The sequence below is a fragment of the Firmicutes bacterium HGW-Firmicutes-1 genome, assembly GCA_002841625.1.
Classification (GTDB): domain Bacteria; phylum Bacillota; class Clostridia; order Lachnospirales; family Vallitaleaceae; genus HGW-1.
This window is the reverse complement of record PHAG01000007.1, coordinates 158,351-182,904: the sequence shown is the minus strand read 5'-3', so window position 1 is coordinate 182,904 and position 24,554 is coordinate 158,351. Positions and strand designations below refer to the sequence as shown.

The following is a 24,554-nucleotide window of genomic DNA, read 5'->3' as shown; positions in this document are numbered from 1 at the left end:
AGCGAATATTAAGCTTGTCTAATAGATTGCTTTTAGAAAAGATTTTTTACTGTTGAAAAAATCATTTCAGCCATTAGTTCTAACGAAATTTGTTGTTGCACGCCACCAAGCTCATAAGCAATCTTAGGCATCCCATAAACAATAGAGGATTTTTCATCTTGTCCTAAAGTTATTGCGCCTTTTCTTTTCATGCTAAGAAGTCCTTTTGCCCCATCATTACCCATTCCAGTCAGGATTACACCTAATGACTTCTTGCCTATACGATCAGCCACAGATTCAAACAACACATCAACTGATGGGCAATGGCCACTCACCTTTTCACCTATAAAACATTCAACAAAAGGCTCATCGCTGCTTCCATTAACCTGCATTTGAAAGTCTCCTGGAGCTATCAGTACTCTGCCAGGCAAGATTAAGTCACCATTTTGTGCTTCCATAACCTCCATGGAACAAATGGTATTTAATCTGTCTGCGTACATTTTTGTAAAGACAGGTGGCATATGCTGTACAATGACGATACCTGGCAAATCATTTGGAAGCTTTGATAATATACACGCTATAGCTTCAGTTCCACCAGTTGATGCCCCTATAGCTATGACCTTTATTTCTCTTTTAATAGGATACACTGTTTTATGGATCGTTCCTGTTGTTGACTCATACTTCCATTTAGAAACATTTGTTGTAGACGCAATTTTGATCTTGGTAATTAATTCAAGAATGAATTGTTCCACACTCTTAGCATGATTTAGCTGTGGTTTAGTAATAAAATCGACTGCACCTGCCTTTAATGCTTCTGAAATATTTACACTTTCAAAGCTAACAACTATAACTGGTAATGGATACTGTGGCATAAGCTTTTTCAAAAACTCAATACCATTCATTCTAGGCATTTCGATATCTAGGGTGATCACATCTGGTTCATATTGTATGATTTTATCTCTCGCATCATAAGGATTTTCTGCTGCACCAACTACCTCTATACCAACATCAGTACTAATACCCTTAACAATGAGCTCTCTAAACAAAAGCGAATCGTCTACAACCAATACTTTAATTTTTCTCATCATTTTGGTATGCTTACTCCTTTCGATAAACTGCTGGAATGATATACTTAAAGTTGGCTTCTTCACGACTAATAGATTCTGAATGCCCTATAAATAAATAACCACCTGGTTCTAATAGCTCATAAAATCTGTTGACAAGCTCTTTTTTAGCTTGCTTGTCAAAATAAATCATGACATTTCTACAAAAAATAACATGAAACTTTTTCTGAAATGGAAAGGATGAATTGTTTAGATTTAGTTTCCGAAAGAGTACCTCATCCTTTACTATGCTTTTAATTTGAAAATCTTGAGCATTCAGTTGATGAAAATAATTCATTTTCCATATTTTAGGTATTTTAGTCATTTCATCCCTATGAAAAATACCTTTGATAGCTTTCTCCAAGGCATCTGTTGAAATATCTGTTGCAAGAATTTTTGAATCCCACATGCTTTTTGATACCCCAAAGTAATCGAGTAAGATCATTGCCAAAGTATAAGGTTCATCTCCTCTTGAACAACCTGCGCTCCAAATCCTTAGGTCTTTCTTCACCGCTTGACCAGAAATAAGATATGGTAGCACAGAATTTCTAAAGAAATTAAAATGTTCTACCTCTCTTAAAAAAAAGGTGTGATTGGTAGTGAGCTTATTAATTAATGTTGTTACCGCTTCGCCTGTTTTGTTGGATATCAGATAGTCAAAATAACTCGTAAAGTTATTAAACTTACCCTCAATTAAAACGTTCTGCATCCGACCCATAACAAGCGTTTTTTTCTCTGGTTTAAGCAAGATACCATAATTAGTCCTCATATATTCAGATATACTTGTAAATTCTTTATCTGTAATCGTGTACATCACATCACCCGTCTTCACTGTTTAAGTCAAAGTCCTACATAGAGATTATAGGCCTTTATATTGTAAGAGTGCTCCTTTACACAACAAGGCATAAAGGAGCATATATGTAATTCTATGTTTCTTTCTCAGATATGTTAATTGTATTTCCCAAAGTCTGCATCATCTAAAGAGATGTTTATTTTTGACGCAGCAGCCTCAAGATGTGCACTACCCACTGAATTATTGTTCTTACCTACCATCTCTTCAAGCATCTTAAGGACTTCAGGACTTAAGGAATTGGAACTACTTTTATTAACGCTACCTTTTCGTAATTTAAATTCGCTTACAAGCTGTTTCATTAACTCAGCTTGGCCCGATAGCTCTTCACTTGCTGCAGCACTTTCTTCTGAGGTAGCTGAGTTGGTTTGAACAACCTGTGCAACCTGAGTAATTGCCTGATTAACCTGAGCAATACCTGACGCTTGTTCATTAGATGCAATTGCAATTTCACCCACAAGGTTTGCTGCTTGAGATACGCCATCTACTATTTCATTGAGTGCATAAGCTGTATCGTTGGCAATTTTTGTACCTGTTTCTACCTTCTTAATGGAGCCCTCAATCATTACTGTTGTCTCTTTCGCAGCATTGGCACTACGGGCTGCAAGGTTTCTAACCTCTTCAGCTACTACTGCGAAACCTTTACCATGTTGCCCAGCTCTAGCCGCTTCTACTGCCGCGTTAAGTGCTAATATATTTGTTTGGAATGCAATTTCATCAATTACCTTAATAATTTTAGAAATATTATTAGATGAATCATTAATCTCTGCCATAGCCTTTAGCATTTCCTGCATTTGATTATTACCATTCAAGGCTTTATCTTTTGCATTGTCAGCCAAATCCTTTGCTTGATTCGCATTACTAGCATTTTGTCTGGTTTGTGAAGCAACTTCTTCTATAGATGCTGTAATCTCTTCAATTGAGCTAGCTTGTTCCGTAGAGCCTTGGGACAAGGCTTGACTAGATGCAGATACTTGATTTGCACCAATTGCAACTTGCTGTGAAGCAGAATTGATATTACCCAAAACTTCATTGTTTTTCTCTACCATTTCAAACAGCTTTTTACCTAAAAGATCATTATCCGATTTAACATCAACTTGAATTGTCATATCACCGCTAGCAATCTTTTCTGCTGTAAGAGCTTGATCTCTTATGTTATTAACCATTCTAGAAAATGCATCCATCAAATTCCCGATTTCATCCTTTGATGTAGAATTTACTTTAACATTTACATCACCAAGTGCAAGGGTATCTGCTGCTTGTACAAGCTTCTTAACTGGTTTACTAATAGAGTTTGAAATAAATATTCCCAATAATATTGCAATAATCATGCCAAAAATAATTGCTCCAGTCATGATGATAATTGCAGAATTTGCAGTATTTGAGTTCTCAATTGATTTTTCTTCAGCATCTAACAACTTTTGTTTTACCATAGCATCAATTGCTGTCTGTTCGTTAGCAGCTGCAATCCCCGCTTTACTTTCAGCATCAAAGCCTTTCATAGCTTCATCATCATCGTTATTTTTAGCTTGTTCAAGCATTGTATCAATATGTCCTTTATATGCTAAACGAGCCTCTTCGTATGCTGCATATAATTCTTGCATTTGAGTAGATACAATTTCCTCTTTATACTCACCACTAATCCGATCAATTTCACTTCTTAATTCTAATATTTTTTCATTATATTCTTCAATTTCCTTTTTATCATCACTGATAACCATATCTCGAAGGTTGACGCGCATCCTTTGAAAATAGACAGAAATGTCGGTCAACATGGAAATCGGTACTGTCATTTTTTCGTATAATGCAGTATCATTCTCATCTATTTTATTGATATTATAAATTCCAATTACACCAATGCCTCCAGCTATTAATGCTACAATTATAAAACCTGTGATTAATTTCCAAGCTATTTTCATATTATAAAACCATTTCATATGTTGTTTCCTCCTTAGCTAATATGTGCTATGCTTTGTATTTGGTCATCATTTAGTAATCTGTCACAATCTAGAATCAGTTTAACCTCATTTCTTATTTTACCAATGGCTTTGATATATTTATTCTGACTACCAGTTGTGAGCTGAGGTGGTTCAACTAAATTATCCTCAGAAATAGATAATACCTCTGCAACAGTATCCACGATCAACCCGATGGATACCTCCTTGATGTCGACTACGATGATGCACGTTTTATCATTGTATTCTTTTGGTTCTTTTTTAAATCGTAGTCTGACATCCATCACCGGAATAATTTTACCTCTTAAGTTAATTATTCCTTTAATATGATCAGGTAATTCTGGCACCTGGGTTATGGCTTGAATGCCAATAATCTCAGTCACATAGCTAATTTCAATACCATATTCCTCATTGCCCATACAAAAAGCTAAAAATCTTCCCTTCTGAGTATCCTCTTCATCAAATAAAACATCCTCTGTTACTTCTGTCATGTCTCAATCTCCTTTCAAAAAATTGAACTCATTAATCCAGTAATGTCTAGTATCAAACTTATGCCACCATCACCCAGCAATGTACAGCCAGCAATTCCCTTAACATTATTAATGTAGTTAGGTAACGCTTTCACTACAACCTGCTGTTCACCCAATAAAGCATCTGCAAAAAGACATAAGTATTGGGACTCATTTTCCACTAAAATCATAATACCTTTGTCGATATTTTTTTCCGCATTATCAATATTATAGTATTCGTATAATTTAATAATAGGCAAGCATTGTCCCCTTAACATAATCATTTCATTACCCGAATCATCTGTAATGATATTATCCTTACCCAACCTAAAGGACTCTTTAATTGAAAGCACTGGTATGGTATATCTTGCATGACCTACTTGAATATTCATCCCATCTATAATCGCCAATGTTAATGGAATTTTTATGATTATGGTAGTCCCAGAGCCTTCAATACTACTTATCTGTACGGTCCCGCGGATTTTTTCAATGCTTTTTGAAACGACATCCATGCCTACACCTCTACCAGAAAATTCTGTTACCTTTTCTTTGGTAGAAAATCCAGCATGAAATATGAATCCATAGATTTCATGATCTGTAAGCTCACTTAATGGTTTGTTAATTAGGCCATTTTCCTGTGCTTTTTCAATAATTTCTTTTTTATTTAATCCTTTTCCATCGTCTTTTACTATAATCCATACTTCACTACCAACATTTTTTGCTTCAAGTGTAATGGTACCTTCCTTAGGCTTTCCTAGCTGGTTTCTTTGTTCTGCTGATTCAATCCCATGATCTATGGAATTCCTAATAATATGCATGAGTGGATCCGAAATGTGCTCAATAATATTTTTATCAACTTCAGTTTCTTCACCAACAATTTGAAGCTTAATAATTTTACCTAGCTTCATACTCATATCTCTTACCAAACGATTCATTTTTTGAAATGTTGCTGACAATGCAACCATTCGGATTGACATGACAATATCTTGTAAATCTGTAGTTATTTTTTGCAGCTGTCTTGCTGCCTTATAGAAGTTGCTTAATGGTACTCCCATTAACTCAGGATGTTGAGTCACAAGCGCTTCAGAAATAACCAATTCTCCAACAATATCCATTAACAAATCTAGCTTTGGTACGCTCACACTTATATGGCTATGTTTTGTTTGTTGATATGTTAAATCGACGGAGTCTATCTTCGCTTTGTTATTTTGCTCTTGAGTCTTCTCGAGATTCTTTTCTTCGAGCTCATCTAATATAATGACCTTACTCTTCTCATTTACAATCTTTTCAAGCTTTTCTTGTGAAATATCAAAACTTTTCAAAAAGAACGTATCTCTAAACTGCAACTTCAATTGGTCAATATTCTGATGTGACTTAAAAGATACCCTTAACCCTTCTTTAGCTATAGTATCCGCACACAATTCGTCCTTGAAAAGATCTTTTGGAATATGATCAATATCCCATGCTATTTCACTAAGCTTATGTACTACTTCAAATGCACGAATATTTTCCATACCACATCCATCTTGAAAAAACAGATTTATACTATAATCTTCATAATTATTATTGATTGGTAAAGATGACCTCAAGCAGCTCTCATCTTCATCCATTTGTGATTTGCCCTCGATATTAGAGGATTCTTTTATAATATTTAAATAATCTTTTATTTGTTTGGATAATTGAGTGGCATCTCCATCATTTGGCTGACCAATTTCAATTTTTCCAACCTCAACCTTAATAAAATCTAAACCATCCAAAACAAGATCTGTAAGCTTTGTATCATCTATTTGTTCTAATTTATTTTCCCTTATATAGTAAAATAAATCCTCAATTAAATGTGATAACATTGCTATATTCTCAAGTCTCATCATGGAAGACGAACCCTTTATCGTATGCATAATTCTAAATATTTCGTTAATAGATTCCACAATTCCGTTTGATTTCTCACTATTCAAAATCGATTGTTCTAATTCCTCGATGAGTTGCAGTGTTTCGAATATAAACAAATCTTTCATGGGCTCACTCCCAACTTTATTTGACAAGAATAACCACCTCCTAAAAAATATTTTACGATCTATGCGTTAGAACACACTCAATGCCTTAAGAACAGTATCTGATTGAAAAGGCTTGATGATAAACCCTATCGCACCATGTAATATTGCCGCCTTCACAAGATCTTCCTGCCCTAATGCAGTAATCATGATTATTTTTGCTGTAGAATCATAACTCTTGATACTCTTTAAAGCCTCTATGCCATCCATAATTGGCATTGTGATGTCCATTGTTACTATATTGGGTAAAAGTTCTTTATACATTTCAAGTCCTTTCGCTCCATTGTCTGCTTCACCAACAACTTCAAAACCATTTTCTTCTAGCATATTTCTTAAACTCTGTCGCATAAACATTGCATCATCTACAATTAAGACCTTTTTCATACTTCAAAATCACTCTCCTATCTTAGCGACTTTACTATTAAACAATTATGGGCATAATACTTATGTTAGAAAATTAAGTATGCTGCTTAGTCATAATCTCACAATATAATTCATTATGTGATATATAGCAATTATAATACACATTATGTGATATATCAAGAAAATTTTTTTCTATATTTAGACTTGGTACACAATTTGTGTTAAAATATATTTAGGAGGAGGTGCAAAAATGGAAAAATTCGGAGTCAGATTAAAAAGTTTAAGAAAAGAACACAAATTACGACAGAAAGATTTGGCTCAAGCATTAGGCCTAGCACAAACAACGATAGCTAATTATGAAATGAATATTAGATTTCCAAATGAGGAAATCCTTAAAAAATTGTCAGAATATTTTAATGTTTCATATGACTATTTACTTGGGAGAAACAATCTATTTTATGAAGTGAAACCTCCATTTATCCCCCCAAAAAAATTAGATCATAACGAAGCTTACTTATCTGACTTATATAAACGTTATTTAATGCATCTATTAAATGGAAAGAAAAAATTGGCTACAGACTTAATGATTCACTCTGCAAAAAGTGGCATAGATATCCGCGATATATACTTGCATATTCTGGACCCTTCCTTAAAGGAGGTTGGACGTTTATGGGAGTTAGGCAGAATCACAGTTGCTGATGAACACTATTTTTCATTTATTACGCAACATGTTATGTCCTTACTCCATCCATATTCAGATATAAGTCCGAAAGTAAATCGATCAATTCTCACCCTATCAGCAGGAAGTGAACAGCATAACATTGGAATAAGAATGGTCACGGACTTTTTTGAAATGGATGGCTGGGATACTTATTTCCTAGGCTCTAATACACCAACAAAAAGTATAATAGCTTTTATCAAAAAATATAGTATCGATATTATGGCAATCTCATGTACAATGAATTATCATGTTAACTCCGTAGAAAATATAATTGATACTATTCGTAGAAATGATGATTGCAAAACAGTAAAAATCATGGTAGGAGGGAGTGGCTTTTATCATGATCCTAATCTATGGCGCAAAATCGGTGCTGATGGATTTGGTTATGATGCTAAGGAGGCATTGATTCAAGGAAATAATCTTGTAGTGAGGAAAAAAAGCAACCGTCTACCTAATGAAATAGAGTAACGATTACTTTTATTACTATTGTTGAAACATATATTGGGAAACTTTCTCAATTCAAAGCTATCCTTGATGATTTGTTCGATACTTTGTAATGACTGTTTAAACTGTGGAATGATATTGAAATAATTTATATATTTAACGGTTTATTTTATTGAGCATAACTCCTTTGAACCGGCAGGACTTTACAGATATTACTTTTTTTATTATAATAATCAATCAATAGTAAATTACCTACGGAGAACACCATGAAAAATATCCATATCAATCAACCCGAAATACATTTGAGCAAATTCAAAGATCCAACTATGGAAAACGAATATATGAATACTCAGATTCATGCACTGAAGCGATTAATTCGCTTGGGTATGCTCATTTTTGGTTTCGCATTTTTAATATTCTTAATTCCTGATTATCTATTTAATCAATCTGTAGATTTTAAAATAAAAATGACCATCCTTCGATTAGCAGTTTTTCTTATTATTCTGTTTGCAGTTTTTTTGTTATCAAAATTAAAGCATTGGAAACATATCTTTGGAATTATTACCATTTGTGAATTCCTCGTTGGCTCGTTCTTTTTATATACTGGCACACAATATGAACATCCACATTTTATGCTACAGTTATTGAGTCTAATCATCATTCAGTTAGTCTTTTTTATTATTCCCAATCGCTTACATAATTGTTTACTCGTTTCCTTTCTCACTTGGGCTATATTCATAATAAACTCAAGTTATACAATTCAAAATATACCTAAAAACGAATACCTATCAGGATTTATTTTTCCTTTGCTATTTATGCTTGCTTTTTCCTATTGGCATATTCGTTTTCAGGATGAAAAACGTATTCAATATAATACCAATCAACAATTAGTACGTTTATTGTATCATGATGCCTTGACCAATATTTATAATCGCTTCAAGTTTGAGACCGAGGTTAATCACTTTTTATCTAAGTCAGATTCAGTACCACTTGCACTGACCCTTCTAGATATCGATTACTTTAAGCAAATTAATGATACGCATGGTCATCTCTTTGGTGATCGAGTACTCGTTTTCTTAGCAAACCTTATTAATTCTCATCTGGGTCCCAAGGATCTGTTTGCTAGATGGGGTGGAGAAGAATTTGTCATACTCTTCTATAATTGTTCTTTAGAAGAAGCTGTTAAAAAGATACAAGCTATTAAAAACACATTGGATGCAAGCTCAATTGAAGGGCATCAATGTACCTGTAGCTATGGAATTACAGAGCTTCAACCTAATGACACTCTCGATTGTTTGGTGCATCGCGCCGATCAGCTGATGTATCAAGCTAAAGAGGGTGGAAGAAATCGAATTGTGTATTAGGTGCTTATCATTTTAATCTTCATCATTTCCCATAATTTTTCTGGTTTTTTTACTGCAATGTAAACAACAAACCCAGCATAGAATATTGATAAAATCCCAAGCAATCCATATACATTCATATTAAATCCTCCTTATTATTTTAATGAAGACCCTGTCTAATACGTTTACTTAACAATAAAAACACAAAATATGTTAACAAAACGATCAAGGCAGTATTTATAAGAATCCCATTCCAGGTCGCTGTACCTAGTATAATGGCGTCCATAGACTTAAATGCCCAGTAAAATGGTGACCAATACAATAAAAAATGCCATTTATCAGCAAGAAATATCCCGCCAAATACAGAAGCCATAACTGGCAAAAATATCATCTTTTCACTCGCTATTGCGCCAATTGGCTCTGAGCTCATAACCCCGATACTAAACCCAATTACGACACTAATGATTGCTATACTGATTACTGTAACGATAGTCATCCCAAAATGAATCTGATGAAATCCCAAAATCAACAACGCACCCGTCGTTCCAATTATTGGAATAATGAAACCTAACAGACCTTTTCCAATTACAAACTCTACTTTTGAAATAGCCGCAACATTGATGGCTGCTAGGGTATTGCTCATCTTTTCTTCAACTAAAGCTAGTGTGATGACCATACCACCAAAAACCGAGCAAAAAACAACTAAAAAACTGGCTCCATATTGTTTTAGTGGTGATAATTTCCAACCAACATCAGAGATTTTAACCTTTACAGGCAACACCATCTCGCTATTTTCTTCCGCATTAATAATAAATTCTACCAACTCCGAACTACCTTCGGATTCATTACCTTGTTGGATGAGCTCATAGCCCTTGTCTGTTTGAATCAGTCCAATAATATCATCTAGCTTTTCAACACGTTTAACAATTTCTTCTCTACTACTAAGTCTTTCAACTTTACCATAGCCCTCTAAATAAGACACCATAGTAGAAGGTAACGTTTCATCAACTGCAATCTTAATGGTTGTTGAACCCGCACTTGGAATTAATGCCCTTAAAATGAAGGCCAGCAAAAAAGGTGCAATTGTAATATAGATTACCATGGAGTCACGTGTTCCACTTTTTAAATCTCGAAGCATAATAGCTAATATTCGTTTGATCATACCCTCACCTCCTATATGGTTAATGTCTTCTTAAATCTATGATTTGCTAACAAAAAGATCACAACAGATGCTATGAAAAACCCTATCACATTGATGTAAATATAAGTTATATCAGGTCGATCAAGAAGTATTTCTCTAAATGCAAATAGCATTGGATAAGATGGTAGAATCCTAATAATGAGCGGTGAAAACGCTGGCATATAATAAGACATTGAAGCCAAGCCTAAAACAATAATGGATAAGTACAACCATCCCATCGCCTTGGTCATGGTATCAAAAAAACTAGCTATAAAAAGTCCTAATGTCGACCCAAATAAATTCGTAGCTATGAGTAATAAAGTGAAATGAAAATAATGTGCTCTAAAGCCTGCAATTGGAAGAATGATTAAGAATCCTGTGAGTATACCCGACACCATGATAACCCCGATTTTACCTAACAAATATTGCCATATCGCACTTGGTGTTACTGCCAAAGCACGAATCGTTCCTTCTTCCTTATCCAGAAAAATATAAGAGGCAATAATAAACAAACCCATAAAAGCTGCATTAAGCGTCAATATAATAGGCAACATGTTCACTCGATCACTTAATTTCTCTGCATTTTTATCTAGTTTGGTAATAGACGTAACCTTATTGTAGCCCTGAATTTCACTTGCAAAACCAGTTTCAACCGTTGTTTCGATGATATTTCTAAACTTTTCATCTTCATAGCCTTGTAGTATAAAGTCATAAACAACCACACCATCTTCTTGTGTAATAGACAACCCAATACTATTTCTTTCATCTTCGAGGGCTTTCACTACGGCTTCTCTAGATTCTAGAAGAATATATTCATCGCTGTCTTCCCCCATAGCCTCTTCAATCTTTTCCATCATTGAAGCATCTACATCTATACTCGTATACACGGACATCGTTGACTCAAAGTTTTCAGGAACAACAAAGAGAAGTACAGCCACAATGATTAGCGCAAAGCCAATCTCCACATAAAAATAAAAGCTTTTCGAAGACAATTTCATATCTTTAAGGAAGTTATATAGAAGTTTCATTTACTTCAACCCCCTACCTGTCACTTTAATAAAGATTTCTTCCAAAGAAGCCTCTTTCGTGTGCATCAATTCAATGTTACCTGAATTAACAAGCTCATTTAGATGCAAACGGTCCTTCTCGTCCACTAAAGATAAGGATTCTTTTTTAAGCACCTCTCCAATTCTATATTCTACATCTACAAGTTTATTCCCATATTGAAGTTTAAGGTTGCGGGGTGAATCTATCAATTGAATTTCACCATCGATAATAAATGCAACTCGATTACAAAGTTCGTCAGCTGCAAACATATTATGAGTTGTCAAAAACACAGTGGTTCCAGTATCTTGTTTGCTCTTAATAATATCTTTAATTTCACTAGCAATTGCAGGATCAAGTCCAGTTGTTGGTTCATCAAGAAACCAAAGTTCAGGATTGTTTAACATACTTCTAACAAAGGTTAATCTATGTTTCATGCCTTTTGAAAACTCAACTGCTTTTTTTGTGGCTACATGGTCTAGTCCTACTAACTTTAATAATTCTTTAGAGTCTAGCGTAGGAACATCAAAAAGCTTTTTATAAAAATCAAGGTTCTCAAGTGCTGTTAGCTTCCCATAAACATTAGATTGTTCAAAGGAGACTCCAATCTTGTTGAACATTTGTCTTGATGGTTTTTTAATGTCGTATCCAACCACAGATACATTGCCTTTTTGGAGTTGTAACAACCCTGTTAATACTCCTTGAGTTGTAGATTTTCCCGCTCCAGATGGCCCAAGAAAACCAAATATTTCTCCTTTTTCAACGACGAAACTAGCGTTTTTAACTGCATAGTTTTCATCTTTGCTATATGAATGGTAGAGTCCTTCAACCTCAATCATTTATATTCCTCCTTTTCTAATAAACCTTATACTATATTGTATAAATCTAGAACCTTCATAAATATACTCGTGAATCTGTTCATATCCCTTGGCATCTTATTTATGCCTTGATTATATTATACCATAATTCCAAATATAGCTATAAATACAATTAAGTAGGTCTAATGACCTTAACACTAGTCTTTCAATTTTCTACAGGAAACATGCAAAAGAGTTGAAAGTACTCTGCTCAAATGGTAAACTAAGAGTATATAAAAATTGGTTAGTTTAATCAAAACTCTCCTTATCTTTTTAACGCTTTTCAATTACATCATCATAAATAAACTCCAGAAAGGAATCTACCTTGAAACCATTTATTTTAGCACTCACATTTTTAACAAGACTATACATACCAAACCATTATGAAATGAATGATCAGGACTTTGCAGGAAGTATTTCATTTTATCCCATCATCGGACTTATTATTGGGGGCATATTATCAGCTATTCGTTGGGGTGTTTTATATATGACCCCGGAGATGGATATATTGGCCTTGGTATTGATAATAGGCTATGTATTTCTAAGTGGCGGTTTGCATTTAGATGGATTGGCAGATTCTTTTGATGGATTGTTTAGCGGAAGAGATAAAGCTAGAATTTTTGAGATTATGCAAGATAGTAGAATTGGTTCCTTCGGTGTCATTGGTTTGATTCTTTATTTTGCTTTCCTATTGATTACGTTTCAACATGTAGATTGGACCATCATTTTACTCTTTCCTTTGGTTGGTAGAGGTTCTGTTTTGCTTGCCGCAGGTAGTTCTAATTATGCCAAAGAAAAAGGTATGGGAAAACTTATTGTCGATGCAGCTGGTCCTAAGCATATTATATATGCAATCGTTCTAACCATCGCTGTAGGAGCCCTTTTGGATATAAAAAGCATTATACCAATTTGTATAACCTATGTATTGGTGCTTATTATGACACAAGTCATTCGCAAAAAATTATCAGGAATCACTGGAGATATTATGGGGATGACCGTTGAAGTATCTCAATGTATCTTTCTATTACTTGCTACTCTACTCCAATAACGAGGTGACATATGAAGCTTATATTAATTAGACATGGGGAAAGTGAAGGCAATAAAAACCAAGAAATCTATGGCTGGACAGACTATCCCCTTACAAACAAAGGCCTTGAACAAGTTAAAAAAATGACTGCTTATTTGCAGCACCAGGTTTTTCACAGACTCTATACGAGTCCTCTAATAAGAGCAAAATACATAGCTGAGCAAATCACTCAACATATCAATGGACTATCTATTATAGAAGACCCCCAGTTGAAAGAGATGAATTATGGTATTTTTGAAGGTCAAACAAAAGAAGTTGTACTTCTCAAATACAATCAAGAGTACAACCTTTTCATGTCCCAATACGAGACCTATAGTATCCCCTCTGGTGAAGGGTATTTTGAATTTCAGAACCGCGTTTTATCTTTTCTTGAAAAATCCCTACCAGGCAAAGATGAAACATTTGTAATCGTAACCCACGGTGGAGTGATCAGAGAAATTCTCACCCATTTACTTCACTTAGCACCCGGAGAAGTTTGGAATCACCCCATTCATCCAGGTTGTATCGTTGAAGTAACCAATCAGAAAGGTCAGTGGATCATGTCAGAAATCTTGCAAACCTAGTTTATTTGATTTTAATCGCTTGTCCACAAACTACAAGATACACTCTATCGCTCGCATTCCCTAGCTGTTGATTTATTCTACCTTGGATATCTCGAAAAATTCTTCCTAGCTTGTTTTCTGGAACTAGAGAGGACCCTAATTCATTCGTAACCATTACCACCTCAAGCTCAGTTTTTCGCAACTCCTTCATAAACTTATCCACTTCACTAATGATGATTTGCTCTACTTCATTAACCTCTTCTTGTGATAAGGTATCATAATCGTCTGTCTTGAAGTTTTCAAACATGAGATTGGTTACCCAAAGCGTAACGCAATCTAACAACAAGCAAGCATAATCCTTACCTCTATTCTGAACTACTTGATCTAAGTGTTGATAACCTTCATAGGTATCCCAGTTTTCTGGTCTTACACTCTGGTGTTTCAGTATCCGATCCTTCATTTCTTCATCAAAGGCAATTGCAGTTGCAATATATAGGGTTTTAGCCGCTGCTTCCTGCATATACTTTTCTGCAAATCTACTTTTCCCACTTCTTGAACCACCTGTTACCAAAACGATATGTGCCATGTAATCTCCTTATCTGATATCGACTAAGTAATCATCAATAATCGTTGCTTCTGCAAAGGTTGCCATGTTACTCATTACCGATAATGCTGTTTCAACAATATTGAAGGCTATTGGACAACCTGTGCCTTCACCAAGACGCATTTCTAAATAAAGGATTGGTTTCAGCTCAATTTCTTTCATAATATTGATGTACCCCGGTTCCATAGAACAATGAGACGGAATCATAAAATTCTTTACCAATGGATTGATTCTATACGCAGTAAGCGCTGCTGCTGCTGAAATAAATCCATCAATTACAATAGGAACTCTATAATAAGCGGCCCCAAGGAAACAACCTACCATACCAGCAAGATCTAATCCTCCAACCTTCGTTAAAACATCAATAGGATCATTTTGATCTGGTTGATGAAACTGTATTGATTTTTCTATTACTCTTTTTTTGTTTTCAAAGGCTTCCTCTGTAATCCCGCCACCTTTGCCTACAGATACCTCTGCGCTACAGCCTGTAAGAGCCATAAAAACAGCGCTACTACAACTCGTATTTCCTATGCCCATTTCACCAGTTCCTAACAAATTAAAGCCATCCTCCACTAAATCTCTAACCATTTCTATACCAATTTCTAAAGCTTTTACGGCTTCTTCACGTTTCATTGCTGGCCCAAGTAAAAAGTTATCCGTTGCATAACGTATTTTTTTATTGATTAGGCCAGGATACGCTATATCTTTCATAATACCAATATCTATAACACGTATTTCTGCATTATTTGCTTTACTGATTGCACATATTCCCGTTAGCCCTTTTAACATATTTATCGTTTGGATGGCAGTGACTTCTTGTGGAGCACAACTTACCCCTTCATCACAGATGCCATGATCTGCAGCCATAATAATCGTACATTTCTTATTTATTTTGTTATGTAACTCTCCTGTTATCCCTGAAATTTGTATGGCGATTTGCTCAAGTCTCCCTAAACTTCCTAGAGGCTTAGCAAGTGCATCCATTCTTATCTTTGCTTGGTCCATTATGTCTTCTTTTAACCCTACAATCCCTGTGGAGGTTCTTTTTAATAAGTCCATGTTTTGTCTCCTTCAACATTTAAATGTTTAATAATTTAATGATCTCAACTCTTTTTTCTCTTTTAAGTCCTCTTGAATTTCTAAAAGCGCTTCAAAAAACAGCTTGTTTTCTACTCTGCTTCTAAGTGCTATTCTAATATACTTGCCTTCTAAGCTAGTAAAATCATTGCAGGTTCTAATAAATATCCCCTTTGCTAACAATCTATTTTTAATTTCCTCACTATCTATCTCACACCGACAGAGGAAAAAATTTGCTTTACTATCAAACGTATATAAAAAGGGGATTTTTTTGATATTTTCAACAAAGTAATTTTTCTCTTCCTGATACCACTTCTGTGTTTTTAACTGATATTCTTTATCCTGAAGTAGAACCTCCACAATATTGCAAGCAATTGAGTTCAAGGTCCAGGGCTCCTTTTGTAATTGCATCTGTCCGGTAATGCTTTCAGCTCCAATACCATATCCAAGCCTAATGCCTGCAATTGAGTAGTACTTTGTCATAGATCTTAATAAAAATAAATTTTCATGATGTAACAAGGAAATTGCCGTTGGAAGATTTTCAAATGCTGAAAAAGATTCATCAATCATTAGAATTCCGCCATAGGATTTGAGCGCTTCAAGTATCTTTTCTATTGAATCATTCTCTATGTAGGAAGCTGTTGGGTTGTTCGGATTACACATCACCATCACTTCAGGCTTGTGAATCAAAATGGTATAAAATAAGTCTTCTAAGTTTAATTCAAAATCATCATTTGCCTTTAGGAAATAATGAATACATTCCGTATTGCTCTGCTTAAAAGCTCTTTCATATTCATTAAAAGTAGGTTGCACCAACAGTACTTTCTTGGGTTTTACTGTCTTTGCCAAAAGATAAATCAATTCTACTGCACCATTTCCCATGATGATATTACTAGATTTTAGTCCATATTCACGTGCAAGGTGTTCCCTTGCAGTCCTAGCCTCTATTTCTGGATAGGTGTCTAATGCTCCTAAGTTATTGATAATATTATTTTTTACCGATTCTGGAACACCTAAAGGGTTTAGATTAACACTAAAATCCAATATTTCTTTCCTGTTATTACCAAAATAACCACCATGAACATTCATGTTTAATCCCCCTTATTTTAATAAAATGCTTAATGTAAGTATGCTTGCACAAATCATGATTGCTTCAGCTGCGTACATAATTTTTACGGTATCTAAAATATGTATAAAGCCCAGTGGAATAAGCTCATCACCGATTGTTGGTTTCTCAACAGTTTCATTAAAATACTGATTTGTTCCTCCAATTTGAACTCCTAGTAATCCAGCTACAGCCGCTTCCGGGTAAGCACAATTTGGACTTTTATGATTTCTACGATCTCTTATCAAGATCTTCAACCCATTTTTCAAATGATAGCCTCGAATTGATCCACCTAGAACCATCACAAGACTCCCAATTCTTGCTGGTATATAGTTTAGTACATCATCTGTTTTTGCTGAGAAAAATCCAATTTCTTTGTAAGGTTCCTGTATATACCCCACCATAGAGTCTAAGGTATTAACCGTCTTATAAGCAAAAACAAATTGTACTGGCAATTGGAAAAACATGCCAATTACTATGTAAAGAAGAGGTGCCAACACACCATCCACTGTGTTTTCTGCAACAGTTTCCACTGCAGCTCTTGTTACTTCATCCGAATTCAAGCTACTTGTATCTCTACCTACTAAATAGGAAATATATTTTCTAGCCTCTAGTAATTGATTGTTTTTTAGAGCTTTATAAACTTTCATAATTTCAACTCTTAAACATTTCGCTGCAAGTGAGGTATATAGCAAGTATATCGTTACGAGGTCTTTTGCAACTGGATGAAGGAGGTTTGCCATATATAATAATCCCGTAATCACAACCCATACTGTACTAACAGAGGATAGCATTAATAAAAATCCTCCAAGTCTTAGGGGCATCTTTGTTTTTCTGATGCCTTTCTCAATCAAACGTATCATTTTGCCTATGTAGGTTATAGGATGTGGAATATGATATGGATCTCCAAAAATAAGATCTAATAAAACAGCTAGCATTAAAATGATGATGTTTTTCATCTTTACACCCCTATGATTTTCTTAATCTGCTCTAAATCAACATGACTCCTTACAACATCAGCTAATTTATCGTATTCTGCTTCCTTTAAGCTTTTATAATCAATCTCTGCAGTAGTATCTAATCCTTTTATTTTTCTAATGTTATTTAACAATGCATTTCTGAAATTATCATTGTCAAAAATGCCATGTAAATAAGTTCCGAAGACATTTCCTTCAAGGTTTATGGCTCCATCCTCTCTGCCATCTTCAAGACGTATTGCTGGCTTTGTACCCTCTAACAAAATAGTAACACCCATATGAATTTCATAACCATCAATTTTCATATCCAATGCATCCTCTGCAAAAGATAGCTTTTCTTCAAATTTACCATTGATTCGAACAGTTTTTTTATCTTGAGACATAGAGGTTTCTGCCTCTATTAGACCTAATCCATTTACCGTAAGTTGGGTTGTCTCAACATTAAAGGGGTCGGATATTGTTCTACCTAGCATCTGGTAACCTCCACAAATACCAATAATAGGTATATTGCTTCTATGCGCTCTATAGATGTATTCGGCTAATCCTGAATGGTGTAAGAACTCCATATCCTTTAAGGTGTTCTTGCTACCCGGAATCACAATCATATCTACCTCTTCATTTGTATTGTCTTGAATATATCTAACCGTAACGTCCTCCTCCAAATCAAAAACAGTGAAGTCTGTAAAATTAGACATATATGGAAGCCTAATAATTCCAATTACAATGGCACCTTCTTGCCTTCTATCAAAACGTGTTGTAACGCTATCTTCGTCATCGATATTCATTTTCATATAGGGAATCACACCTAAGCAAGGTATTTGTATTTTTTCATAAAACATATCAATTCCAGGCTTTAAAATTTCTACATCCCCTCTGAATTTATTGATAATATATCCTTTTATACGTGCTTGCTCTTCTGGCTCTAGAAGCATGATTGTTCCATAAAGAGAGGCAAAAATTCCGCCTTTATCGATATCCCCTACAAGGATTACTGGTGCATCTACCATTTCAGCCATCCCCATATTTACAATATCGTCTGCCCTTAAATTGATTTCAGCAGGACTTCCAGCTCCTTCTAAAATAATCATATCAAATTGTTCTTCTAGGGTATGATAGGCCTTCATAATCTCTGGCTTTAAGCTGCTTTTCATAGCAAAATATTCGGAAGCAGTCATGTTCTTGAATACTTTTCCATTGAGAATAACTTGACTTCCTACATCGGAGGTTGGTTTTAAAAGAATTGGATTCATTTCAACCATTGGTTCTAGACCTGCCGCTTCTGCTTGAACAACTTGAGCTCTCCCCATTTCTTTACCATCTTTTGTAACATAAGAATTCAACGCCATATTTTGTGATTTAAAGGGTGCTGTTTGATAACCCTCTTGCTTAAATATTCTACAAAAGGCAGCAGTTAAAATACTTTTCCCAACAGTAGAAGCAGTTCCTAAGATCATTAAATTTTTAGCCATTTTTTCACCCTTTTCAAGTTTTTAATACTCGATTCCTTTCCTGCTTTTGATACCCTTTTCATAATAGTGCTTTATAGGTTTCATTTCAGTTACCAAATCTGCTCTATCTATTATTTCCTCTGGAGCATTTCTGCCTGTTAACACGATTTCCAATCCTTCAGGTTTCAAGTCTAGTATTTGATTTAATTGTTCCATCGTTACCATCTCATTGGTAAGGGCCCCAAATATTTCATCCAGTATAAGTACATCGCATAAGTTTTTATCTAAGATTTCAAAAACCCTTCTTATTTCTATGTCAAGTTGTTGCTTCAAACTCGTTTTTTCTATTTCAGTAAGTTGCCAAAAAAATTTTTCATGTGCTACCAATCTTATTATTTCAAATTGATTGCCTAATAGCTTAGTGGAAATCAATTCACTCGTCGGTGATCCTTTTAAGAACTGTACCATGATGACTTTACAACCACTGCCTACTGCTCGGAGTCCTAATCCTAAGGCGGCTGTTGTCTTTCCTTTTCCGTTTCCTGTATAAATTTGAATGTAACCCTTGTCCACCTTCGGTTTCCCCCTTAATCAATTTTTATTTGCATATTCTTGTGCGACTTTCAGAATATTTATGGCCATGCCTGGATTTCCATAGAAGTGAAAATGTGGGTAACCTGCAACACCGTTTCCTTTCATAAAGCCACATTCATAAGTATCTATGAGCTTACCGTCCTTAATTTTCTTTAATTCATATGCCGTTAAGCTATTTACAACCTCTGTTGTAGAACGATGAAATTCATGAATTTTAATTTCCTGATCCTTTTCTCCTAAAATACAGTTCGTACTTAATCGCAAGGTTTTATAGCCAAATCGTTGCAGGGTCTTTGTCATCTCGCATTTACCATTTAACCAGCCCACCATATTGAAAGTCTCTCCCTCAAAATTGATCAATTCTTTCGTTAAATACATGAGACCACCACATTCTGCCAAATAAGGAATTCCTGCATTCAATTTCCCTAAAATATCCTGCATCATCGAATGATTATGCGATAATTCCCCCGCAAATACTTCTGGAAATCCACCTCCAAAATATAGAAAATGAACATTTTCCGGAAGCTTTGAATCCTTTATTGGACTAAAAAAGCTAAGCTTAGCACCTAATTCTTTAAATAAGTCAAAATTGTCTTCGTAATAAAAGTTAAAGGCTTCATCATATGCAACACCAATATGTAGACCTTCAAATTGCGGTTGTTGTGGTTTAAAATCAATGTGAATTTCTTCTGCCTCTTTATGAGCTAATTCAATTAGCCCTTCTAAGTCAATGGTTTCTTCAACTGCTTGACCAATCGCATCAATCTTCACTTTTAAATCTTCAACCTCAGCACTAGGTATTAACCCAAGATGTCTTGATTTCAAAGTACCCGTATCATTTTTAAGTAAGTACCCATAACATTTTGCAGACGTATAATGCTCAATTGCTTCTTTTAATAACTTATAATGATTCAATGAATTTACTTTATTTATGATTACACCGCACAAATTAGCTTCTGCATCAAACTCAATAAAGCCTTTCACAATTGCAGCGATACTCTTTGCGATTCCTCTTCCATCCACTACCAATACGACAGGGCATTTTAATACCTTTGCAACACTTGCTGAACTACCAATATCATCGCTTGTATGTGCGCCATCATATAAGCCCATTACCCCTTCGATGATAGAAATTTGTGCATCTTTGATATTCTTATAGAAAATTTCTTGTATAGCTCCATCAGTTAACAAATAATTGTCAAGGTTTCTACATTTTCTTCCTGTGATAAAAGTATGATATGTTGGGTCAATATAATCTGGCCCAACTTTATATGATTGCACCACCATTTCTTTAGACAGTGCCGCTAATATGCCCATAGTTAAAGTTGTTTTACCCACTCCACTACTGATTCCAGCTATCATTAATTTTGGAACTTTCATATGATTGAACCTCCAGTGATTGGGCTTTTTCCCATATTGATATCGTGATCCCTTCTAGCTGTTGTTTCGGTAAAAGGCAATTACCGTAGGCAGAACCAATATAGCCACAAGGTTCACAAACGGATTTGATACCAAGCGTTTCATTCACAAACTCTGATCCTTCAAATCTATCTTCTACCTTACGAATTACATCTCTAGGTAAACATACTAACGGAACCTTTAGCGTTCTTGCCAATTCTAGCAAACCAAGTTCATCTTTTTTTATATCTACAGTTACTAATTTTTCTATGCGTTCTACGGAGAGTTGGGCTATTTCAAAAGCATTTTTTAAGGCCTTTAACAACTCTTCTTTTGTTTTACCTCTTCTACAGCCTATCCCAACTACGATATCCTTTGGAATTAACCATACATTGGGCACCTTGAACAACCTTGGATTTTCCTTAGAAACAATAATAAGGCCTTCAATATTTTCATTTTCAATGCTATCATCATCTACATTTCCTTCTAAAACAGTAAATTGATCATCTAAATTTATATTGATAGGAAAATCACATAGGATGCCAATCTTCTTATTTTCAATGATACCAATTGTAATTTTCTTTGCAGCTTCCATGCTATCAATGTGGCAACCAAGATAATCTGCCATGGTGTCAACGGCCATTTTTCCATTTACATCAGATGCAGTTGTAATAATTGGTAATGCACTCATATGGCTAGCAATATCAATGGTGAAATCATTTGCCTTTCCAATATGACCTGAAAGTAAACTAATGATATATTCACCTTTCTCATCCATTACCATAATTGCTGGATCAATGGTTTTATGCTGAATAAAAGGTGCAATTGTACGAACCACAATACCTGTAGACATAATGAATACGATTCCTTCATAAGTTTCAAACAACTCAGCAACCAAATCACTCAGAGAGGGTTCTATTTCAAGAAAGCCTTCTTGCAAGTGCTTTTTTAAAGTATACAAGGTTGCGTCCATATAGTGTCTTTTAAGCTTTTTAGCCTGATAAACGCCCCCAGTTGTAAGCGTAATAATTGCTAATTTCATTGGCTCCCCTTTACATACACATTTGTTTAAAGACTTCTAGTTGCATATTGATGGTAGCTTCAAGGTCATCATAAGTATGGGCGTGAGATAAAAACAAACATTCAAATTGAGCAGGTGGTAACAAGATACCTCTTTCCAACATTCCATTAAAATAAGCTGCATATTGCTGCGTATCTGATCGCATTACAGCATCATAGCTATCCACTTCACCTTCTGTAAAGAATAAGCAGAGCATTCCTTTCACTCGATTTACCCTAGCACGAATACCGGTCTTTTGTATGTTTTTCTGAAATCCATCCTCTAAAAACTTGCCTTTTTGATCCAATTCTTCATAGATCTCTTGGTGTTCTTTTAAATATGTGATCAGGTTCATACCCATTTTCATTGCAATTGGATTACCCGATAGTGTTCCTGCTTGATATACTGGTCCAAGGGGTGCTATGCACTCCATAATCGCTTTTTTACCACCATAGGCTCCAACCGGAAGGCCACCACCTATTATTTTCCCAAGACAGGTCATGTCAGGTTGTATATCATATAAACCTTGCGCACCTAGATAATCCACTCTGAAACCCGTTATTACTTCATCAAAAATCAGTACAATTCCATGTTCTTGCGTTAAGCTTCTAAGTGATCTTAGAAATTCTATATTAGGGAGTACAAGGCCCATGTTTCCTGGAATAGGTTCCACAATGACTGCAGCAATACTGCCTTGATTTGCATTTAAGATTTCCTTCAGCATATCTAAGTCATTGAATTTTCCAACTAAGGTATCTTGTGCTGTTCCTTTTGTAACTCCTGCACTGGTTGGAACACCATAGGTAAGTGTACCAGACCCTGACTTAACCAATAAGCTATCACTATGTCCATGGTAACAACCTTCAAACTTTAAAATCTTTTCTCTTCCTGTATAACCTCTTGCAGCTCTAATCGCACTCATTGTTGCTTCTGTACCTGAGCTTACAAGTCGTAGCATTTCCATAGATGGATAAGCCTCATTGATTAAAGCTGCCATTTCTACTTCTATAGCAGTAGGAACACCATATGTCGTCCCTTTTAGTAGGTATTCATTTACCCCACTATAAACTACCTCTGAAGCATGACCAAGAATTAACGGTCCCCAAGAACAGATATAGTCTATATACACATTCCCATCTACATCCGTAAGCTTTGATCCCTTTCCACTTTCCACAAAAAGTGGTGTGGTATTTACAGACTGAAAGGCTCTAACTGGACTATTCACACCACCCGGTAATAAACGTTTTGCCGTTTCAAAATTGGCTTCTGATTTTGTATGCATCATAGTTTTACCTCTGATAGGAGACGTTTTAATTCTTTTGCAAAATAGGTGATAATCATATCTGCTCCGCCTCTTCTAATACTTAATAAGCTTTCATAAATTGCTCTTTCCTCGATCAGTCCTGCATCTATTGTAGTTCTTAACATTGCATATTCACCACTTACTTGGTAGGCTGCAATTGGTACTAAAAATGTATCTTTGGCAGCTTTGATTACATCTAAGTATGGCATGGCTGGTTTTACCATTAGAATGTCTGCCCCTTCTTCATAATCTAGGGTCATTTCTTTAATCGCTTCTCTTCCATTAGAAGGATCCATTTGATACATTTTGCGATCTCCAAAAGTAGGTGCTGAATGTAATGCTTCTCTAAAAGGTCCATAAAAGGAAGATGCAAATTTTGCACTATAGGCCATAATAGGAACATGCTCGTATCCGTTTTCATCTAATAGCTGTCTAATATATCCAATTCTACCGTCCATCATATCTGAAGGAGCCACCATATCAGCACCTGAACAAACATGACTAAGTGCGATTTTACCTAAGAGTTCAAGAGATTGTTCTCTATCTATTCTTCCATCAGAATGATATACACAACAATGCCCATCGTCTTTGAAGGGACACAAACAAATATCGGTGATAATATAAATATCTGTAAAATGATCCTTTATTGTTCTCACAGCTCTTTGAATAACCCCGTCGTTATCGTAACCTGATGAAGCTTTACTATCTTTATTGTCTGGTGTACCAAAAATCAAAAGGTTTCTTATGCCTAAGCTATGTAGATGTTTTACTTCCTCAGCTAAAACATCAATAGATAGATGATATTGATCTTTCATAGAAGAAATCTCTTCCCTTACGCCTTCACCCTCTACGATAAACAAGGGATAAATAATTTGATCCATTGATAACCTAGTTTCTCTAACTAAGCTTCTTACCATTGTATTACCTCTTAATCTTGTTGGCTTTTGATTATTCATATTA

23 protein-coding genes are annotated in these 24,554 nt (G+C 35.1%); 4 read left to right on the top strand and 19 right to left on the bottom strand.

Features of this window, described 5'->3' with window-relative positions:
* Window positions 1-32: 32 nt before the first annotated feature.
* The 6 genes from CVU84_09635 to CVU84_09610 form a co-directional block, all read right to left on the bottom strand.
* Complete coding sequence (locus CVU84_09635; protein PKM94764.1) at window positions 33-1,067, bottom strand: chemotaxis response regulator protein-glutamate methylesterase; 1,035 nt, start codon at window positions 1,065-1,067, stop codon at window positions 33-35.
* A 10-nt stretch (window positions 1,068-1,077) separates the two neighbouring features.
* Entirely contained in the window at window positions 1,078-1,896 is an 819-nt protein-coding gene (locus tag CVU84_09630; protein PKM94763.1) for a chemotaxis protein CheR, read from the bottom strand.
* A 134-nt stretch (window positions 1,897-2,030) separates the two neighbouring features.
* Entirely contained in the window at window positions 2,031-3,869 is a 1,839-nt protein-coding gene (locus tag CVU84_09625) for a methyl-accepting chemotaxis protein (protein PKM94762.1), read from the bottom strand.
* A 14-nt stretch (window positions 3,870-3,883) separates the two neighbouring features.
* The gene (locus tag CVU84_09620; GenBank protein ID PKM94761.1) at window positions 3,884-4,378 is read right to left on the bottom strand and encodes a chemotaxis protein CheW; all 495 of its coding nucleotides are present in this window, start codon (window positions 4,376-4,378) and stop codon (window positions 3,884-3,886) included.
* A gap of 14 nt (window positions 4,379-4,392) precedes the next feature.
* A complete protein-coding gene (locus CVU84_09615) occupies window positions 4,393-6,438 on the bottom strand; it encodes a chemotaxis protein CheA (protein PKM94760.1) in 2,046 nt (681 codons plus the stop codon).
* 39 nt (window positions 6,439-6,477) lie between these two features.
* Window positions 6,478-6,831 (bottom strand): response regulator, encoded by a 354-nt coding sequence (locus CVU84_09610; GenBank protein ID PKM94759.1) that lies wholly within the window; start codon window positions 6,829-6,831, stop codon window positions 6,478-6,480.
* A gap of 229 nt (window positions 6,832-7,060) precedes the next feature.
* Here CVU84_09610 and CVU84_09605 point away from each other — a divergent pair, with 229 nt between their 5' ends.
* Both CVU84_09605 and CVU84_09600 read left to right on the top strand, forming a co-directional pair.
* On the top strand, window positions 7,061-7,999 hold the full coding sequence (locus tag CVU84_09605) for a hypothetical protein (GenBank protein PKM94758.1): 939 nt from the start codon (window positions 7,061-7,063) through the stop codon (window positions 7,997-7,999).
* Between the two features lie 242 nt (window positions 8,000-8,241).
* On the top strand, window positions 8,242-9,339 hold the full coding sequence (locus CVU84_09600) for a hypothetical protein (GenBank protein PKM94757.1): 1,098 nt from the start codon (window positions 8,242-8,244) through the stop codon (window positions 9,337-9,339).
* A gap of 139 nt (window positions 9,340-9,478) precedes the next feature.
* Here CVU84_09600 and CVU84_09595 read toward each other — a convergent pair whose 3' ends face one another.
* The 3 genes from CVU84_09595 to CVU84_09585 are packed head-to-tail and all read right to left on the bottom strand — an operon-like array spanning window position 9,479 to window position 12,381.
* On the bottom strand, window positions 9,479-10,480 hold the full coding sequence (locus tag CVU84_09595; protein ID PKM94756.1) for a hypothetical protein: 1,002 nt from the start codon (window positions 10,478-10,480) through the stop codon (window positions 9,479-9,481).
* 11 nt (window positions 10,481-10,491) lie between these two features.
* The gene (locus CVU84_09590) at window positions 10,492-11,526 is read right to left on the bottom strand and encodes a hypothetical protein (GenBank protein ID PKM94755.1); all 1,035 of its coding nucleotides are present in this window, start codon (window positions 11,524-11,526) and stop codon (window positions 10,492-10,494) included.
* Window positions 11,527-12,381: an ATP-binding protein gene (locus CVU84_09585; GenBank protein PKM94754.1), complete on the bottom strand. Its 855-nt coding sequence runs from the start codon at window positions 12,379-12,381 to the stop codon at window positions 11,527-11,529.
* 319 nt (window positions 12,382-12,700) lie between these two features.
* Between CVU84_09585 and cobS the strand changes: the two genes are divergently transcribed.
* Both cobS and CVU84_09575 read left to right on the top strand, forming a co-directional pair.
* A complete protein-coding gene (gene cobS, locus CVU84_09580; GenBank protein PKM94753.1) occupies window positions 12,701-13,447 on the top strand; it encodes an adenosylcobinamide-GDP ribazoletransferase in 747 nt (248 codons plus the stop codon).
* Between the two features lie 11 nt (window positions 13,448-13,458).
* Window positions 13,459-14,049, top strand: coding sequence for a hypothetical protein (locus CVU84_09575; protein ID PKM94752.1), 591 nt, complete (start codon window positions 13,459-13,461; stop codon window positions 14,047-14,049).
* Between the two features lies 1 nt (window position 14,050).
* Here CVU84_09575 and CVU84_09570 read toward each other — a convergent pair whose 3' ends face one another.
* Genes CVU84_09570 through CVU84_09525 form a run of 10 tightly spaced genes read right to left on the bottom strand, consistent with a single transcriptional unit; the run spans window position 14,051 to window position 24,550 of the window.
* The gene (locus CVU84_09570) at window positions 14,051-14,614 is read right to left on the bottom strand and encodes a bifunctional adenosylcobinamide kinase/adenosylcobinamide-phosphate guanylyltransferase (GenBank protein ID PKM94751.1); all 564 of its coding nucleotides are present in this window, start codon (window positions 14,612-14,614) and stop codon (window positions 14,051-14,053) included.
* 9 nt (window positions 14,615-14,623) lie between these two features.
* Window positions 14,624-15,691, bottom strand: a complete 1,068-nt coding sequence (cobT, locus tag CVU84_09565; protein PKM94750.1) for a nicotinate-nucleotide--dimethylbenzimidazole phosphoribosyltransferase — start codon at window positions 15,689-15,691, stop codon at window positions 14,624-14,626.
* Between the two features lie 27 nt (window positions 15,692-15,718).
* Window positions 15,719-16,798 (bottom strand): threonine-phosphate decarboxylase, encoded by a 1,080-nt coding sequence (locus tag CVU84_09560; GenBank protein ID PKM94749.1) that lies wholly within the window; start codon window positions 16,796-16,798, stop codon window positions 15,719-15,721.
* A gap of 12 nt (window positions 16,799-16,810) precedes the next feature.
* Window positions 16,811-17,773: a cobalamin biosynthesis protein CobD gene (cobD, locus tag CVU84_09555; GenBank protein PKM94748.1), complete on the bottom strand. Its 963-nt coding sequence runs from the start codon at window positions 17,771-17,773 to the stop codon at window positions 16,811-16,813.
* A gap of 2 nt (window positions 17,774-17,775) precedes the next feature.
* Window positions 17,776-19,260 (bottom strand): cobyric acid synthase CobQ, encoded by a 1,485-nt coding sequence (locus CVU84_09550; GenBank protein ID PKM94747.1) that lies wholly within the window; start codon window positions 19,258-19,260, stop codon window positions 17,776-17,778.
* A 21-nt stretch (window positions 19,261-19,281) separates the two neighbouring features.
* The gene (locus CVU84_09545) at window positions 19,282-19,812 is read right to left on the bottom strand and encodes a cob(I)yrinic acid a,c-diamide adenosyltransferase (GenBank protein ID PKM94746.1); all 531 of its coding nucleotides are present in this window, start codon (window positions 19,810-19,812) and stop codon (window positions 19,282-19,284) included.
* A gap of 18 nt (window positions 19,813-19,830) precedes the next feature.
* Window positions 19,831-21,195 carry a cobyrinate a,c-diamide synthase gene (locus CVU84_09540; protein PKM94788.1) on the bottom strand — a complete coding sequence of 455 codons (1,365 nt, stop codon included), beginning with the start codon at window positions 21,193-21,195 and terminating at the stop codon, window positions 19,831-19,833.
* Complete coding sequence (locus tag CVU84_09535; GenBank protein PKM94745.1) at window positions 21,176-22,273, bottom strand: cobalt-precorrin 5A hydrolase; 1,098 nt, start codon at window positions 22,271-22,273, stop codon at window positions 21,176-21,178. Before CVU84_09535 ends, CVU84_09540 begins: the two co-directional genes overlap by 20 nt.
* A gap of 10 nt (window positions 22,274-22,283) precedes the next feature.
* Window positions 22,284-23,576 carry a glutamate-1-semialdehyde-2,1-aminomutase gene (hemL, locus tag CVU84_09530; protein ID PKM94744.1) on the bottom strand — a complete coding sequence of 431 codons (1,293 nt, stop codon included), beginning with the start codon at window positions 23,574-23,576 and terminating at the stop codon, window positions 22,284-22,286.
* A complete protein-coding gene (locus CVU84_09525; protein ID PKM94787.1) occupies window positions 23,573-24,550 on the bottom strand; it encodes a porphobilinogen synthase in 978 nt (325 codons plus the stop codon). Before CVU84_09525 ends, hemL begins: the two co-directional genes overlap by 4 nt.
* Between the last annotated feature and the right edge of the window lie 4 nt (window positions 24,551-24,554).

What these genes read in the sequence shown, in the direction of transcription:
- CVU84_09635 (PKM94764.1), bottom strand. Translation starts at nt 1,067, where the DNA reads ATGATGAGAAAAATTAAAGTATTGGTTGTAGACGATTCGCTTTTGTTT.
- CVU84_09630 (PKM94763.1), bottom strand. Translation starts at nt 1,896, where the DNA reads ATGTACACGATTACAGATAAAGAATTTACAAGTATATCTGAATATATG.
- CVU84_09625 (PKM94762.1), bottom strand. Translation starts at nt 3,869, where the DNA reads ATGAAATGGTTTTATAATATGAAAATAGCTTGGAAATTAATCACAGGT.
- CVU84_09620 (PKM94761.1), bottom strand. Translation starts at nt 4,378, where the DNA reads ATGACAGAAGTAACAGAGGATGTTTTATTTGATGAAGAGGATACTCAG.
- CVU84_09610 (PKM94759.1), bottom strand. Translation starts at nt 6,831, where the DNA reads ATGAAAAAGGTCTTAATTGTAGATGATGCAATGTTTATGCGACAGAGT.
- CVU84_09605 (PKM94758.1), top strand. Translation starts at nt 7,061, where the DNA reads ATGGAAAAATTCGGAGTCAGATTAAAAAGTTTAAGAAAAGAACACAAA.
- CVU84_09600 (PKM94757.1), top strand. Translation starts at nt 8,242, where the DNA reads ATGAAAAATATCCATATCAATCAACCCGAAATACATTTGAGCAAATTC.
- CVU84_09595 (PKM94756.1), bottom strand. Translation starts at nt 10,480, where the DNA reads ATGATCAAACGAATATTAGCTATTATGCTTCGAGATTTAAAAAGTGGA.
- CVU84_09590 (PKM94755.1), bottom strand. Translation starts at nt 11,526, where the DNA reads ATGAAACTTCTATATAACTTCCTTAAAGATATGAAATTGTCTTCGAAA.
- CVU84_09585 (PKM94754.1), bottom strand. Translation starts at nt 12,381, where the DNA reads ATGATTGAGGTTGAAGGACTCTACCATTCATATAGCAAAGATGAAAAC.
- CVU84_09575 (PKM94752.1), top strand. Translation starts at nt 13,459, where the DNA reads ATGAAGCTTATATTAATTAGACATGGGGAAAGTGAAGGCAATAAAAAC.
- CVU84_09570 (PKM94751.1), bottom strand. Translation starts at nt 14,614, where the DNA reads ATGGCACATATCGTTTTGGTAACAGGTGGTTCAAGAAGTGGGAAAAGT.
- cobT (PKM94750.1), bottom strand. Translation starts at nt 15,691, where the DNA reads ATGGACTTATTAAAAAGAACCTCCACAGGGATTGTAGGGTTAAAAGAA.
- CVU84_09560 (PKM94749.1), bottom strand. Translation starts at nt 16,798, where the DNA reads ATGAATGTTCATGGTGGTTATTTTGGTAATAACAGGAAAGAAATATTG.
- cobD (PKM94748.1), bottom strand. Translation starts at nt 17,773, where the DNA reads ATGAAAAACATCATCATTTTAATGCTAGCTGTTTTATTAGATCTTATT.
- CVU84_09550 (PKM94747.1), bottom strand. Translation starts at nt 19,260, where the DNA reads ATGGCTAAAAATTTAATGATCTTAGGAACTGCTTCTACTGTTGGGAAA.
- CVU84_09540 (PKM94788.1), bottom strand. Translation starts at nt 21,195, where the DNA reads ATGATAGCTGGAATCAGTAGTGGAGTGGGTAAAACAACTTTAACTATG.
- CVU84_09535 (PKM94745.1), bottom strand. Translation starts at nt 22,273, where the DNA reads ATGAAATTAGCAATTATTACGCTTACAACTGGGGGCGTTTATCAGGCT.
- hemL (PKM94744.1), bottom strand. Translation starts at nt 23,576, where the DNA reads ATGATGCATACAAAATCAGAAGCCAATTTTGAAACGGCAAAACGTTTA.
- CVU84_09525 (PKM94787.1), bottom strand. Translation starts at nt 24,550, where the DNA reads ATGAATAATCAAAAGCCAACAAGATTAAGAGGTAATACAATGGTAAGA.